At 67.5% G+C, this 13,154-nt stretch carries 13 protein-coding genes; 11 read left to right on the top strand and 2 right to left on the bottom strand.

Translation table 11 applies throughout. The features are described from left to right. Nucleotides 1–73: 73 nt before the first annotated feature. From queA to HLH25_RS10430, 5 genes are read left to right on the top strand one after another with little or no spacing between them, the layout of a single operon-like run. Nucleotides 74–1,141, top strand: coding sequence for a tRNA preQ1(34) S-adenosylmethionine ribosyltransferase-isomerase QueA (gene queA, locus HLH25_RS10450; protein ID WP_182974000.1), 1,068 nt, complete (start codon nucleotides 74–76; stop codon nucleotides 1,139–1,141). After that, nucleotides 1,138–2,301, top strand: a complete 1,164-nt coding sequence (gene tgt / locus HLH25_RS10445; protein ID WP_182973999.1) for a tRNA guanosine(34) transglycosylase Tgt — start codon at nucleotides 1,138–1,140, stop codon at nucleotides 2,299–2,301. Before queA ends, tgt begins: the two co-directional genes overlap by 4 nt. Next, nucleotides 2,301–3,374 (top strand): tRNA epoxyqueuosine(34) reductase QueG, encoded by a 1,074-nt coding sequence (gene queG / locus HLH25_RS10440; RefSeq protein ID WP_182974047.1) that lies wholly within the window; start codon nucleotides 2,301–2,303, stop codon nucleotides 3,372–3,374. The genes tgt and queG overlap by 1 nt, the downstream gene beginning before the upstream one ends. Beyond that, the gene (locus tag HLH25_RS10435) at nucleotides 3,371–3,619 is read left to right on the top strand and encodes a ribbon-helix-helix domain-containing protein (protein WP_182973998.1); all 249 of its coding nucleotides are present in this window, start codon (nucleotides 3,371–3,373) and stop codon (nucleotides 3,617–3,619) included. The genes queG and HLH25_RS10435 overlap by 4 nt, the downstream gene beginning before the upstream one ends. 33 nt (nucleotides 3,620–3,652) lie before the next feature. After that, nucleotides 3,653–4,480: a TerB family tellurite resistance protein gene (locus HLH25_RS10430; protein ID WP_182973997.1), complete on the top strand. Its 828-nt coding sequence runs from the start codon at nucleotides 3,653–3,655 to the stop codon at nucleotides 4,478–4,480. A gap of 27 nt (nucleotides 4,481–4,507) precedes the next feature. Here HLH25_RS10430 and HLH25_RS10425 read toward each other — a convergent pair whose 3' ends face one another. After that, complete coding sequence (locus HLH25_RS10425; RefSeq protein ID WP_182973996.1) at nucleotides 4,508–5,605, bottom strand: Mrp/NBP35 family ATP-binding protein; 1,098 nt, start codon at nucleotides 5,603–5,605, stop codon at nucleotides 4,508–4,510. Between the two features lie 206 nt (nucleotides 5,606–5,811). Between HLH25_RS10425 and HLH25_RS10420 the strand changes: the two genes are divergently transcribed. The 5 genes from HLH25_RS10420 (at nucleotide 5,812) to HLH25_RS10400 (ending at nucleotide 12,000) form a co-directional block, all read left to right on the top strand. Further along, a complete protein-coding gene (locus HLH25_RS10420; RefSeq protein ID WP_182973995.1) occupies nucleotides 5,812–7,038 on the top strand; it encodes an OpgC family protein in 1,227 nt (408 codons plus the stop codon). Then, on the top strand, nucleotides 7,038–7,712 hold the full coding sequence (locus HLH25_RS10415; protein WP_182973994.1) for an SGNH/GDSL hydrolase family protein: 675 nt from the start codon (nucleotides 7,038–7,040) through the stop codon (nucleotides 7,710–7,712). Before HLH25_RS10420 ends, HLH25_RS10415 begins: the two co-directional genes overlap by 1 nt. Before the next feature lie 101 nt (nucleotides 7,713–7,813). Further along, nucleotides 7,814–9,391 (top strand): DegQ family serine endoprotease, encoded by a 1,578-nt coding sequence (locus HLH25_RS10410; protein ID WP_182973993.1) that lies wholly within the window; start codon nucleotides 7,814–7,816, stop codon nucleotides 9,389–9,391. Between the two features lie 15 nt (nucleotides 9,392–9,406). Next, nucleotides 9,407–10,513, top strand: a complete 1,107-nt coding sequence (locus HLH25_RS10405) for an FUSC family protein (protein WP_182973992.1) — start codon at nucleotides 9,407–9,409, stop codon at nucleotides 10,511–10,513. Between the two features lie 5 nt (nucleotides 10,514–10,518). Next, nucleotides 10,519–12,000: a mannitol dehydrogenase family protein gene (locus HLH25_RS10400; RefSeq protein ID WP_182973991.1), complete on the top strand. Its 1,482-nt coding sequence runs from the start codon at nucleotides 10,519–10,521 to the stop codon at nucleotides 11,998–12,000. Between the two features lie 21 nt (nucleotides 12,001–12,021). Here HLH25_RS10400 and HLH25_RS10395 read toward each other — a convergent pair whose 3' ends face one another. Beyond that, complete coding sequence (locus tag HLH25_RS10395; RefSeq protein WP_246401963.1) at nucleotides 12,022–12,555, bottom strand: GNAT family N-acetyltransferase; 534 nt, start codon at nucleotides 12,553–12,555, stop codon at nucleotides 12,022–12,024. 102 nt (nucleotides 12,556–12,657) lie between these two features. On the opposite strand from HLH25_RS10395, the gene HLH25_RS10390 reads away from it, so the two are divergent. Next, on the top strand, nucleotides 12,658–12,999 hold the full coding sequence (locus tag HLH25_RS10390; RefSeq protein WP_182973989.1) for a winged helix-turn-helix domain-containing protein: 342 nt from the start codon (nucleotides 12,658–12,660) through the stop codon (nucleotides 12,997–12,999). Nucleotides 13,000–13,154 lie beyond the last annotated feature (155 nt).

Here is a 13,154-nt window from a genome sequence, read left to right as displayed (position 1 = left end):
GCCGCCGCCGCCGCTGTCCAACCGTCGCATCATGCTGGCCACGCGGCGCCGGATTCCGTAAACGGGGCATCCGATGAGTGATCAAGTCTCCGATTTCGATTTCGACCTGCCCCACACGCTGGTCGCCGAGCACCCGGCGCGCCCGCGCGACGCCGCACGCCTGCTGGACGTCATGCCGACCGGCCCGTTTCACGACCGGGTGGTGCGCGCCCTGCCGTCGCTGCTGCGGCCGGGCGACCTGCTGGTGGCCAACGACACGGCCGTCATCCCCGCCCAACTCGACGCCCGACGCGGCGAGGCGAAAATCGGCATCACGCTGGATCGGATCCTGCCCGACGGCACCTGGCACGCGCTGGCCCGCAACGCCCGTCGCCTGCGCGCCGGCGACGTGCTGACGTTTCCCGGCACGTCCAACACGGCAGCCATCGTGTCGCGTGACGACGAAGGCGGGGTGATCCTGCGCTTCGATACCGAGGGGGCGGCGTTCGACGTCTTTCTTCAGAAGGCGGGCGTACTCGCACTCCCCCCCTACATCGACCGCCCCCAGGGACCCACCGAACAGGACCGGCAGGACTACGCCACCATCTTCGCCGCCCATCGCGGCGCCGTAGCCGCACCCACCGCGGGCCTCCATTTCACCCCCCAGCTTCTGGCGGCGCTGGACGCGGCGGGGGTGGAGCGCTGCACGCTGACCCTGCATGTCGGGGCCGGCACTTTCCTGCCGGTGCGCGGCGACAGCATCGCCGGCCACCGCATGCATGCCGAACGCGGCGTGATCACCGAGGAGACGGCCGAGCGGCTCAACCGCACCCGCCGCGCGGGCGGCCGGATCGTGGCGGTCGGCACCACGTCGCTGCGCCTGCTGGAAAGTGCGGCCGACCCCGACGGCACGATCCGGCCCTTCGACGGCGACACCGCGATCTTCATCCGCCCCGGCTACCGTTTTCGGGCCGTGGACCTGCTGATGACCAATTTCCACCTGCCGCGCTCGACCCTGTTCATGCTGGTCTGCGCCTTTGCCGGATATGACAGGATGCGCGACGCTTATGCCCATGCCATCGGCACGGGGTACCGCTTCTACTCCTACGGCGACGCATGCCTGCTGCATCGCGCGCCGACACCGGGAGAAACAGGAGCATGAGCACGTCATTCCGCTGGGTCGAGCAGGCCCGCTCCGGCCGCGCGCGGGCCGGGCACCTGCACACCGCCCATGGCGTGGTACCGACCCCGACCTTCATGCCCGTGGGCACCGTCGGCACCGTCAAGGCGATGACGATGGATGCGGTGCGCTCGACCGGCGCCGGCATCGTGCTGGGCAACACCTATCACCTGATGCTGCGGCCGGGGGCGGAACGGGTGCGCGCCCTGGGGGGCCTGCATCGTTTCATGGACTGGCCGGGGCCGATCCTGACCGATTCCGGCGGCTTCCAGGTCATGTCGCTCGGCCCGTTGCGCAAGCTGGACCAGGACGGGGTAACGTTCAGCTCGCACATTGATGGCTCCAAGCACCGGCTGACGCCGGAGCGTTCGACCGACATCCAGCACGCGCTGGATGCCACCATCACCATGTGTTTCGACGAATGCCCGGCCCTGCCGGCCGCGCCCGAAATCATCGCGCAGTCCATGCGGATGTCGATGCGCTGGGCCGCGCGCTGCCGCGAGGCCTTCGTGCAGCGCCCCGGTTACGCCCAATACGGCATCATCCAGGGCGGCACCGAACCTGAGTTGCGGGCGGAGAGCGTGCGCGCCCTGACTGGCATCGGTTTCGAGGGGTACGCCATCGGCGGCCTGGCGGTGGGCGAAGGGCAGGAACTGATGTTCTCGACCCTGGACGCCACCACGCCGCTGATCCCGTGGGACAGCCCGCGCTACCTGATGGGCGTGGGCACGCCTGACGACCTGCTGGGCAGCGTCGAGCGCGGCGTGGACATGTTCGACTGCGTCATGCCAACCCGCGCGGGGCGCACGGCGCGGGCTTATACCGAGCGTGGCACACTGAACCTGCGCAACGCGCGGCACGCGGTGGATTCCCGCCCGATCTCGCCGCATTGCGACTGCCTGGCCTGCACGCGCCATAGCCGTGCCTATCTGCATCACCTGTTCCGCGCGAACGAGATCCTGGGGCCGATGCTGCTGACCTGGCATAATCTGTCCTATTACCAGCGGCTTATGCGCGGCATCCGGGCAGCGATCATCGAGGGCACGCTGGAGGCGCACGCGGCATGGCTGCGCGCGCAATGGGCGATGGCGGATTGGTCCCCGGACGAGATGCCACCGCCCGATATTCCGCCGGTTCCGTGATGGAAAGCGGCCTGCCGCCCGGCCGGGCCGTCGCGTTGCGCGATGCCATTCGCGACAAGGCGCTGGCGCTGGGCTTCGACGCGGTGGGCTTCTGCGCGGCTGCGCTGGGGGACGATGCCCGGCAACATCTGGCCGATTTTCTGGCGGCCGGCCATCATGGCGCGATGGGCTGGCTGGCCGATCGGGTGGAGCAGCGCGGTGATCCGCGTGCCCTGTGGCCCGAGGCCAGGAGCGTGATCGCGCTGGGCCTGTCCTACGCCCCCGCGGGCGACGCGCTGGCAACGACACGTCTGGCGGACCGGGGGAATATCTCGATCTATGCCCGCCATCGCGATTATCACGATGTGGTCAAGGGCATGCTCAAGCATCTGGCCCAGTTCGTGGTGGCCCAGGGCGCGCGCGCGGGCGTCACGCCCGAGGTCAAGGTCTTCGTCGATACGGCGCCGGTGATGGAAAAACCCCTGGCCGAGCAGGCGGGGCTCGGCTGGCAGGGCAAGCATACCAATCTGGTCTCGCGCCGACATGGAAGCTGGCTGTTCCTCGGCGAGATCTACACCAGCCTGGACCTGCCGGCATCCGACGAATCCGGCGGGCGGTGCGGGTCGTGCCGCCGCTGCCTGGATGCCTGCCCGACCGATGCCTTTCCCGCGCCGTACCAGTTGGATGCGCGACGCTGCATCTCCTATCTGACGATCGAGAACCCCGGACCGATTCCGGAGCCATTCCGTGAGGCAATGGGCAATCGGATCTATGGCTGCGACGATTGTCTGGCCGTCTGTCCGTGGAATCGTTTTGCCACGGAGTCGCGTCATATGAAGTTGCGCGCACGCGAGGATCTGACGACGCCGCGCCTGGCGGACCTGGCGCGGCTGGACGACGCGGGATTCCGCGCCCTGTTCTCGGGCTCTCCCGTCAAGCGGATCGGCCGTGACCGGTTCGTGCGCAATGTGCTGGTGGCTGTCGGCAATTCGGGGCAGGCGGCCCTGATGCCGGTGGCGCAGGATTTGTGTGAGGACGCGAATGTGGTGGTGGCCGAAACCGCGCGTTGGGCGGTCGGGCGGTTGTCCCGATGAGCGGCGGTCTGGTCAAGCGCAGTCTGATCCTGTCCGGACATCGGACCAGCGTGGCGCTGGAATCCGAATTCTGGGCAGCGTTGGAGGGCATGGCGCGCGCGCGCGCCATGGGTCTGCCCGCGCTGATTGCCGCGATCGATGCCGCACGCGACCCGGCGCGGCCACTGGCGTCCGCCCTGCGGGTCGCAGCGTTGCACGCCCAGCAGGTACGCGCTGATTTGGGGGCGGAGCCGACCGCGTGCTAGACCGGAATCGGTCCGGACATCTGGGCGGGAAAAATGGCGATCTGGGGTAAATTATTCGGTGGTGTGGCGGGGTTCGCGGTCGGCGGGCCCATGGGCGCCGTGGTGGGCGCGGCCCTTGGCCACGCGGCCGATAACGGGTCGATTCTGGAAACGCCCGTCGGCGGCTGGACCGACCGCTGGGCTCCACGGGTGAATGCCGACCCCAATGGGGCGGCAACCTTCGTCGCGGCCAAGCTGGCCTCGGTCATGGGCAAGCGTGACCAGCTTTACGGGCTGGTGATGGTGGTGCTGTGCGCCAAGGTCGCCAAATGCGACGGGCCGGTGAACCGGGCCGAAATCGACGCCTTCAAGCGCCGGTTCCAGATTCCCGCCGAGAATGCGAGCGACGTGGGCCGCCTGTTCGACCAGGCGCGGCAGCGGGTCGACGATTTCGAAGCCTTCGCCACCGAATTGGGCCGCGCTTTCCATGACAAGCCTGAAATGCTGGAAGAGGCGCTGGCCGTTCTGTTCGTCATCGCACGCGCCGATCTGGGCCATGGCGAGACACTGCATCCGGCAGAAATCCGCTTCCTGCGGCGCGTGCATCAGGCCTTCGGCCTGAGTGCTGGCGCATGGGACCGCGCGGAGTCCGGCGGCGCGCGGCCCGATGTCAGCGAGATCGACGCCTATGCCGTGCTCGGCGTGGCACGCAATGCGACGGACGGCGAAGTGCGCGCGGCTTGGCGTGTCCTGGTGCGAGAACATCACCCCGACGCCATGACGGCCCGTGGTGCCGATGAGGCGGCGGTTGAAGCGGCGGCCGGGCGGATCGCCCGGATCAACGCCGCCTGGGACCGCGTCAAGCGCGACAGGAAGCTTTGAGGTTCGTGCCGCTGGCGATCCCGCTCGTTATTTCACCCGCCTGACGGTAGCCGCCACCGTATGGGCCAGGGCACGATAGGCCAGGCCGGCGGGGCTGTCGGGCGTCGAGATCACGATGGGGGCACCGGCGTCCGCGCTGGCGCGGATATCGGCCAGCAGCGGGATTTCACCCAGGAAGGGCACGCCCAGCGCCTCGGCTTCGGCCCTGGCACCTCCGTGGCCGAACAGGTCGGTGCGGTGGCCGCAGTTCGGGCAGCAGAAATAGGACATGTTCTCGACCATCCCCAGTACGGGGACATTCATCTTCTCGAACATCGCGATCCCGCGCCGTGCATCCAGCAGCGCGATGTCCTGCGGGGTGGAGACGATCACCGCGCCGGCCAGTGAGACCTTTTGGGCCAGGGTCAATTGGGCGTCGCCGGTACCGGGGGGCATGTCCACCACCAGCACGTCCAGCGCGCCCCATTCCACGTCACCCAGAAGCTGACCCAGCGCACCCATCACCATCGGGCCACGCCAGATCATGGCCTGGCGTTCGTCCACCAGCAGGCCGATGGACATGGCGCGGATGCCCCACGCCTCCAGCGGCGTCATGCGGCCGTCGCGAACCTGGGGCGGCTGGTGCAGGCCCATCATGCGCGGCAGGGAAGGGCCATGGATGTCGGCATCAAGCAGGCCGACGCGCAGGCCCTCCATCCCCAGCCCGACGGCCAGGTTTACGGCGGTCGTCGATTTGCCGACCCCGCCCTTGCCCGAGGCGACGGCGATCACGGTGCGCACGTCCGGCAGGATCGGCCCCTGCGCGGGCCGGCCGCCGGGGGTGCCGAGATTCAGCGGCCGGTGGCCACCGGCCGGCGCCGGGGCGGGAGCGGCTGCCGGGCGATGGGCGGTCAGGATGACGCTGGCGGCGACCACGCCGGGCAGTGCCAGCAATGCCTGTTCGGCCGCCGGCAGCAGGGACTGGATGCGTCCGGCCGCCGCCCGGTCGGTGGCCAGGGCGACATGCAATGTGCCGTCGCGCAGCATCGTCGTGTCCAGGGCCGCATGGTCCAGGATCGTGGATCCGTCCGCGTCGCGGACCTGGCGCAGGATGTCGGCGATCCGCGCCGGCGTGGGTTCCGTCATGGTCTATCCTTCCGTGGCGGCCGCGCGGAGCGTGGTCGCGTCGTTGCCCGGACATAGGCGAAAACCGTCTGCGCGCAAATCGGAATGGTCGTGCCCGCGTCTTCGGGGCATATGTAAGAAATCGCAACGGGACTGGAGTGGCGAGCGGTTCTGCGCCATTTGTCGAAGATGCCGCATGTTCGCGGCGGGCAGGAGAGCCGGCTGATATGACTGCATCTGCGCCTGGTCCGCAGGTCTCGTCCGGATCAGGACAAGGGGCCACGGTGCCGCCAAGGCCGCCGGGCAGCCGGCGTGATCACCGGATCGACGCGCTACGCGGGGTCGCGCTGTTGATGATGTTCGTCGATCATATTCCGCAGAACGTGCTGAATCGCTTTACGTTGCGCAATGTCGGCTTTGCCGACGCCGCAGAGATCTTCGTGCTGCTGGCGGGCTATGCTTCCTGGTTGGCCTATGGCCGGAATTTCGAGCGCGTCGGGTTACGGGCCGGTGTGGGCCGGGTGTGGCGGCGCTGCGTGCGGTTGTACGTCTTCCAGGCCGTCATGGTGGTAGTGACCACGGCCACCATCCGATACTGGCGCGCATTCTGGCCGGTGCCGGTCGATTTCCTGGAGCCCGAACTGGCCCACGGGCTGAGCTCCTTCTGGCGGGTCCTGTTTCTCGACGCGCTGCCCAGCAATCTGAATATCCTGCCGCTTTATATGGTTCTGCTCGGGGTTTTCCCGCTGATCTATCTGATGATGCGGGTCAGTCTGTGGCTGACGCTGGCGCTGAGTGCCAGCCTGTGGCTGCTCATTAACCTCGACCCCTCGATCAATTTCCCCAACTGGCTGGACCCGGATGGCTGGTATTTCGATCCGCTGGCCTGGCAGTTCCTGTTCACGCTGGGGGCCTGCGCCGCCGTGGTGGCCGGGCGGCATGACGGCAGCCTGCCGCGCCGGGGCTGGCTGCGCTGGGTCTGTGGCCTCTATCTGGCCGTCTCCGCGCTCGAGGCCTTTCCCTGGCAGCAATGGGGTCTGCCCGATCTGCGGCCCTTCGCCATCACCGCGCCGGACAAGAGCGTACTCGCCCCGCTGCGGCTGCTGGACGTGCTGGCAATCTTCTATCTGGTTCAGTCCTCGCATGGCGTGCGTGGTGCTGCGGAGGGACGGATAGGGCGGGTGATGGCGCTCTTCGGGCGCCATTCGCTGGAAGTCTTCTCGGCGGGGACGGTGATCGACCTGTATGCGCGGCTGATCTTTACCTCCTTCGGTTCGGGCTGGATGTTGCAGATCGCGGTGAATGTGATTGGATTCACGATCCTGTGGGAACTCGCGACGGTTCTCGATCGGGCGCGCATCAGGCAGAAACAGCGTCAGGCGGCGCCTCCTGCGGCAGCGGAGGGACGCGGTAACCCGGCTCCTGCGGGGAGCGTAATGGAAAGAGCCCGTTGATGAATGATGCGATCGAACGTCCGCCCTCTCCCATCCTGCCGCGCCTGACCGACCGGCTGCGGCGCGGCCGGCCGGTGCGCGTGACCCTGTTCGGGTCCTCGACCACCGAGGGGATCGGTGCCAGCAGTCCGGAACATGGCTTCGCCGCCGTCTTCGAACGCACCCTGGCGCCCTTCGTGACGGGCGGGTTGACGGTGATCAATCGCGGGATCGGCGGCAACGGCGCGCAGGAAATGCACGATCGCCTGCCCGGCGTGCTGGCCGACGACGCGGACCTCGTGATGTGGCAGACCGGCAGCAACGATGCCTGGCAGGGCGTGAAGCTGGAAACCTACGAGGATCTGACACGCCGGGATCTGCTGGCCACCCGCGCGACGGGGTCCGACCTGGCGCTGATCGACCCGCAATATTGCCGTATGCTTGAGGAATGCGCGGCCTTCCCGCCTTTTGTCCCGGCGGTGCATCGCATCGGCTCGGACCTGGGGATTCCGGTCTTCGGCCGTTATGCCCGCATGAAATCCTGGTGTGCCGAGCTGGGTATGGACCGTGACGAATTGTCACCCGACGGGCTGCATATGGGCGACCGGGGCTACCTGCTGCTGGGCGAGGCTGTCGCGCGCTGGCTGGTGGAACTGACGGGGGCTCCGGCGGGTGCATTTCTCCCCAACCATTGATCGTCCCGCGCGGGGCGCGGGTCAGCCCTTCCGATTCGGGCGCGATCATGCTCTAGGATAGTCTGGTCACGACGACCTGACTGCTGGAAGCGCTGTACCCGATGTCTTTGCCTGTTCCGGTTTTCCCTCGCCCGTTCGCCGCCGTCGGGCTGGCGGTTTCCCTGTCCCTGACCGCGGCGGGCGCCGCCTGGGCCGAGCCTGCCATGGTGCCGCCCCCGCCGGCACCGCCGCAGGCCGATGCCGCGCCATCGATCCGCCTGCCTGGGCCGGGTCGGGGGACCCCCGACAGTTTTGCCGATCTGGCGGCACGGTTGCTGCCGGCAGTGGTCAACGTCTCGACCACCGAGACGGTCAAGCCTGGGGATGACGATGGGGAGGCGGATGGTGACGGCGAGGATGCGCCGCAGATCCCGAATTTCCCCGAAGGGTCGCCCTTCGAGAAATTTTTCCACGATTTCATGAGCCACCAGAACGGTCCGGAGGCTGCGCCGCGCAAGATGCAGGCCCTGGGGTCGGGCTTCATCATCGATGCGTCTGGGATCGTGGTCACCAACAATCATGTTATCCGCCACGCGGACCAGATCACGGTGACGCTCCAGGACAATACCGTTCTCAAGGCCAAGCTGATTGGGCACGATGACAGGACCGATCTTGCGGTGCTGAAGGTGGAGACCTCCCACCCGCTACCCGCCGTGGTCTTTGGTGACAGCGACCATGCGCGGGTTGGGGATTGGGTGCTGGCGATCGGCAACCCGTTCGGTTTGTCCGGTACGGTGACGGCGGGCATCATCTCCTCGCGCGGCCGCAATATCGAGCAGGGGCCATACGACGATTTCATCCAGACGGATGCGCCGATCAACAAAGGGAATTCGGGCGGTCCGCTGTTTGACATGCAGGGGCAGGTGATCGGGATCAATACCGCAATCTATTCGCCGTCCGGCGGGTCGATTGGTATCGGATTTTCGATCCCCTCGGCCGAGGCGCGGGGAATCATCGATCAGTTGCGCCGCACCGGCAAGGTCTCGCGCGGTTGGATCGGCGTGCGAATTCAGGACGTGACGCAGGACATCGCCGACGGGCTGGGGCTGAAGGCCGCTCATGGCGCGCTGATCGCCGGTGTCGAAGCCAAGGGACCGGCCGCCGCGGCGAAATTGCAGGTCGGTGATGTGATCCAGACCCTGAACGGCAAGGAGATCGACGGCCGCGCCCTGCCGCGCCTGATGGCCGACACGGCCCCCGGACAGGTGGTGAAGCTGGGGGTCTGGCGGCATGGCCAGGCAGTGACGGCCTCGGTCACGGTCGGCGCGCTGCCCGAGGACCCCAAGGAGGTGCCGGCCCCCAAGCCCGATGCCAAGGCGCAGGGCAGCGTCCAGCTTCAGGGCCTGGGCCTGACCGTGGGGGCGATCGACGACGTGGCCCGGCAGAAATTCAACCTGGCCGAAGGGCAGAAGGGCGTGGTCGTGACCAGTGTGGCGCCGGATGGAGCGGCGGCGGATCGCGGCCTGCGGGCCGGCGACGTGATCACCCAGGTTCAGCAGGCCGAAGTCGCGACCCCTGCCGATCTGCGGCGGTCGGTCGATGCGGCGCGGGCCAAGCATCGGCGGTCGATTCTGTTCCTGGTTCAGAATGCCGACGGCCTGCGCTGGGTACCCCTGCCGTTGGCGGATGACGCGAAATAACGTTCGTAGCCCATCATGGACCGTGATGCTCTGAATGTTGCGGACGGTCCGGTTGCGCCGCCGCCTGCGCGCTGGACGGCGATCCGCCGGGTGCTGGAACCCAGGGGTGCGGAAATCCGCCAGGCGGCGCGCCTGCTGGTGTCGGTTCTGCTGTCGGACCTTCTGGCGCGGGTGGTGCATCTGCATGAACCCGTCTGGTCGGTGATTACCTCGGTCATCGTCACGCAAAGCCGGATTACCCAGACCCTGACCACCGGGCGGGACCAGATCGTGGGCACGCTGGTCGGGGCCGGGGCGGGGCTGCTGGCTATCCTGATGGTCCAGACGGGGATACTGCCGGACTGGGTTGCGTTCTGGCTGGCGCTGACGCCGCTGGCGCTGCTGGCGGCGGCGCGACCGAACCTGCGCTTCGCCGCCGTGACGCTGATGATCGTGTTGCTGTTTCCGATCAGCGGTGACCCGTTCCTGCGACCGCTGGACAGGATCGCCTCGATCCTGATCGGTGTCGTGACCTCGCTCGTGGTGACGATGTTCGTGCTGCACGATGCCGCGCGAGGAGACGTGCTGACTGCGTCCGGCCGGCTGATCGCCGATATCGCGGATCTGCTGGACCGCGCGCTGCGTGGCGAACTGGATCACGATACGATCGAGACGATCGACGAGGCATGCCGCACCCATTTGCAGGAAATCTACGGCGCGGTAGCCGAGGCCAGGGTGGAGGGGTTGCGCATCCTGTGCCGCAAGGCCGATCCGCTGCTGGATGTTCTGCCCGGCCTGCTGCGGCGCCTGCGCGGCAGTGCGGTCTTCGCCGCCCGTGCGGCGACCGAGGCGGGGGAGTTGCCGAGCGTGGATGCGGCCCTGGATGCCGAACGGCGGGCGCTGGCGCGCGTGCTGTCGCAGCTTTCGCGCCGTTGCGCGCGCGCGGCGCGTGGCCGCCGAAGGATTTCGCGCGAGGACGCGGCGACCGTATTGGCAGTGCTGCACCCGCCGGGTCCCTCCTGGAGCGCGCCCATGCAGTTCACTCTGGGGATGCTGCATGAAGATCTGGAGCGCGCGGTGGAGGCGGTCTGGTCTGACGGTGCGGCGCATCCATATGCAGAGACGAAGAAAAGCGGAGGGTAGATCCCATGCTGAACCGGACGATCCTGAAGACTCTTCCGGCGGGTGTGTCCGCCCCCGGCTATGATCCGGCCACCATCCGGACCGGTATTGTGCATTTTGGGGTCGGCAATTTCTTCCGGGCTCACGAAGCCTTCTATGTCGATCGCTGCCTGGCGCTGGCGGGGCAGCAGGATTGGGGGATCGCCGGTGTCGGGCTGACGGCGGGGGCGCGGTCCGAACGCAAGGCCAGCCAGTTCACGGAGCAGGACTGCCTTTACTCCCTGACCGAGGCCGCTCCGGACGGTGCGCGGGCAGTGCGGGTCATCGGTGCCCTGCATGCCTATCTGCTGGCCCCGGCCGATCCGACAGCCGTGCTGGACCTGTTGGCCGATCCAGCGGTGCGTATTGTCAGCATGACGATCACCGAAGGCGGCTACAACATCGACGAGACGACAGGGGCGTTTCGCCTGCATAACGCTGCGGTGCGGGCTGATCTGGCCGCTGATGCCCTGCCGACGACCATTTTCGGCTTTGTTGTCGAAGCTCTGGCCCGTCGTCGCGCCGCCGGGAGCGGACCGTTCACCGTGCTTTCCTGTGATAACCTGCGCCATAATGGCGATGTGGCGCGGACGGCGTTCCTGGGGTTCGCCCAGGCGCGCGATCCGGATCTGGCGGCGTGGATCGAGGCCCATGTCACCTTCCCCAACGGCATGGTCGATCGCATCACGCCGTCGGTGGACGACGCGATTGCCCGCACGTTGAATGCCGCCAGCGGTCTGGACGATGCGCTGCCGCTGGTGGCCGAGGATTTCACCCAATGGGTGGTGGAAGACCGGTTCTGCGCCGGCCGGCCGGGGCTGGAGAAGGCGGGCGTTCAGTTCGTGGCCGATGTGACCGGCTATGAGCACGTAAAAGTACGGATGCTGAATGCGTCGCATATCCTGCTGGCCTTCCCTGGCATCTTGCTGGGCTATCGCCAGGTGGATGAGGCATTGCGCGACCGGGATCTGGCGCGGTTCGTCAATGCCTATCTGGAACTGGATGTGATTCCGCGTCTTGATTCGCCGGCTGGCCTGGACCCGCAGGATTACCGGCGCAGCATATTGCGGCGTTTTTCCAATCCGGCGATGGCGGACCAGTTGCTGCGGATCGGAGGCGATGGATCGTCCAAGATTCAGGTTTTCTGGACCGAAACGGTGCGGCGCGTGCTGTCCGATGGTGGCGATCTGCGGCGTATCGCCTTCGGCATCGCGGCCTATCTGGAAGCGTTGCGCGGTATGGATGAAACGGGCGAGCAATATACGCCTGCGGAACCGACGCTGGATGCCGCACAACTGGAACTGGCCGATGCCGAAGACCTGCGCGCGGCGCTGGCCCTGCCAGCCTTCGATGGTTGGCGCGACGTGCGGAGCGTTGCGTTGACCGATGCCATCGTCGCCGCCCGCGAGGCTATTCGCGCAATCGGCGTGCGGGCCGCGCTGACGGAATGCGGTGGTTTGCCAGCCTGACGGCGCCGCCTTGCTGACGTGTTAGCCCGGTTGCACGGCACGGGTCATCAGCCGTGCTTTCGGGTCGTAGCTGGCGAGAATGGCGGTGGCCTCCGGCTCGTCGATCGGGGTGAATCCGACACGCAGCCAGTAAGCTCCGGCACTGCCGGTCGCGATGAGTGCAATGCGCGACAGGCCGGCCGATGCCGCGCGTTCGGCCAGGATCGCCAGCGCGGTGGCAGGGGCGCCCTGACCCCTGGCGTCGGTCAACAGTGCGATATCGTGCAGATACCAGCAATCCGGCCGTGCTGGCAGCGCGCCCAGTGCGCAATCCAATGCCGGCGGGGCGGCGGCGCACCAGGGATGGCTGATGACATAGCCTTCGAGCCCCGCGCCTCGGTCGAGGACCAGGCAACCGACGGGGCATAGGGCGAGCCGTTCGGCGAAGACTGATTCGCCTTCGGGATAGGCGGGATGCACGCGCGCCGCGATATCCAGCACGGCGGGCAGATCGATCGGATGCATGGTGCGCCAGCTTGGCTGGCGGGAGCCTGGTATGGATGTGGCAGTCGGCATGGGCGGCAAAAACGCTCTCGACAGGCGGGCGACAACTCCAGCATAGCATGCGGCGCGCAGGCGGACAGTGCTGGCGCTATCGGGAGCGGGAGACGGTGTGGGATGGAGGATGCGCGTCTGACGGTGCGGATCGACGCGCATGACGCGCCGCTGCTGGGTCATGGCAAGATCCGCTTGCTGGAAGCCATCGGTGCCAGCGGTTCGATTTCCGGCGCTGCGCGGGCGATGGGGATGTCCTATCGACGCGCGTGGCTGCTGGTCGAGGCGATGAATGCCGCCTTCGCGGAGCCGGTGGTGGCGACCCGACCGGGTGGGGGCGGTGGTGCCGAGTTGTCGCCGGCCGGGATCGAGATCCTGCGTCTGTATCGCGAGATCGAGGAGCGGGCAGCACAGGCGGCCCTGCCGGCGTTGCGCGAACTGGCTACGCGTCTCGCACCGCGATGAGGGCCATGTGCCGTTGCGTTGATCATTTCATGTTTGGGAATTGTCACAACGCGCCGCAATGTGGCCACAGGCCTTTGTCATAATTAAGAGATTGCCTGTATGGCTTTGGAGGCGCCGACGTCAGCGGCGCTGCAACGCAACCCGCTGGCGCTCTG

Source organism: Gluconacetobacter dulcium, assembly GCF_014174165.1.
In the GTDB taxonomy this organism is placed as follows: Bacteria; Pseudomonadota; Alphaproteobacteria; order Acetobacterales; family Acetobacteraceae; genus Gluconacetobacter; species Gluconacetobacter dulcium.
Note: the sequence above shows the minus strand (reverse complement) of the source record. Positions and strands in the feature narration are given on the sequence as shown.

What these genes read in the sequence shown, in the direction of transcription:
- queA (WP_182974000.1), top strand. Translation starts at nt 74, where the DNA reads ATGAGTGATCAAGTCTCCGATTTCGATTTCGACCTGCCCCACACGCTG.
- tgt (WP_182973999.1), top strand. Translation starts at nt 1,138, where the DNA reads ATGAGCACGTCATTCCGCTGGGTCGAGCAGGCCCGCTCCGGCCGCGCG.
- queG (WP_182974047.1), top strand. Translation starts at nt 2,301, where the DNA reads ATGGAAAGCGGCCTGCCGCCCGGCCGGGCCGTCGCGTTGCGCGATGCC.
- HLH25_RS10435 (WP_182973998.1), top strand. Translation starts at nt 3,371, where the DNA reads ATGAGCGGCGGTCTGGTCAAGCGCAGTCTGATCCTGTCCGGACATCGG.
- HLH25_RS10430 (WP_182973997.1), top strand. Translation starts at nt 3,653, where the DNA reads ATGGCGATCTGGGGTAAATTATTCGGTGGTGTGGCGGGGTTCGCGGTC.
- HLH25_RS10425 (WP_182973996.1), bottom strand. Translation starts at nt 5,605, where the DNA reads ATGACGGAACCCACGCCGGCGCGGATCGCCGACATCCTGCGCCAGGTC.
- HLH25_RS10420 (WP_182973995.1), top strand. Translation starts at nt 5,812, where the DNA reads ATGACTGCATCTGCGCCTGGTCCGCAGGTCTCGTCCGGATCAGGACAA.
- HLH25_RS10415 (WP_182973994.1), top strand. Translation starts at nt 7,038, where the DNA reads ATGAATGATGCGATCGAACGTCCGCCCTCTCCCATCCTGCCGCGCCTG.
- HLH25_RS10410 (WP_182973993.1), top strand. Translation starts at nt 7,814, where the DNA reads ATGTCTTTGCCTGTTCCGGTTTTCCCTCGCCCGTTCGCCGCCGTCGGG.
- HLH25_RS10405 (WP_182973992.1), top strand. Translation starts at nt 9,407, where the DNA reads ATGGACCGTGATGCTCTGAATGTTGCGGACGGTCCGGTTGCGCCGCCG.
- HLH25_RS10400 (WP_182973991.1), top strand. Translation starts at nt 10,519, where the DNA reads ATGCTGAACCGGACGATCCTGAAGACTCTTCCGGCGGGTGTGTCCGCC.
- HLH25_RS10395 (WP_246401963.1), bottom strand. Translation starts at nt 12,555, where the DNA reads ATGCCGACTGCCACATCCATACCAGGCTCCCGCCAGCCAAGCTGGCGC.
- HLH25_RS10390 (WP_182973989.1), top strand. Translation starts at nt 12,658, where the DNA reads ATGGAGGATGCGCGTCTGACGGTGCGGATCGACGCGCATGACGCGCCG.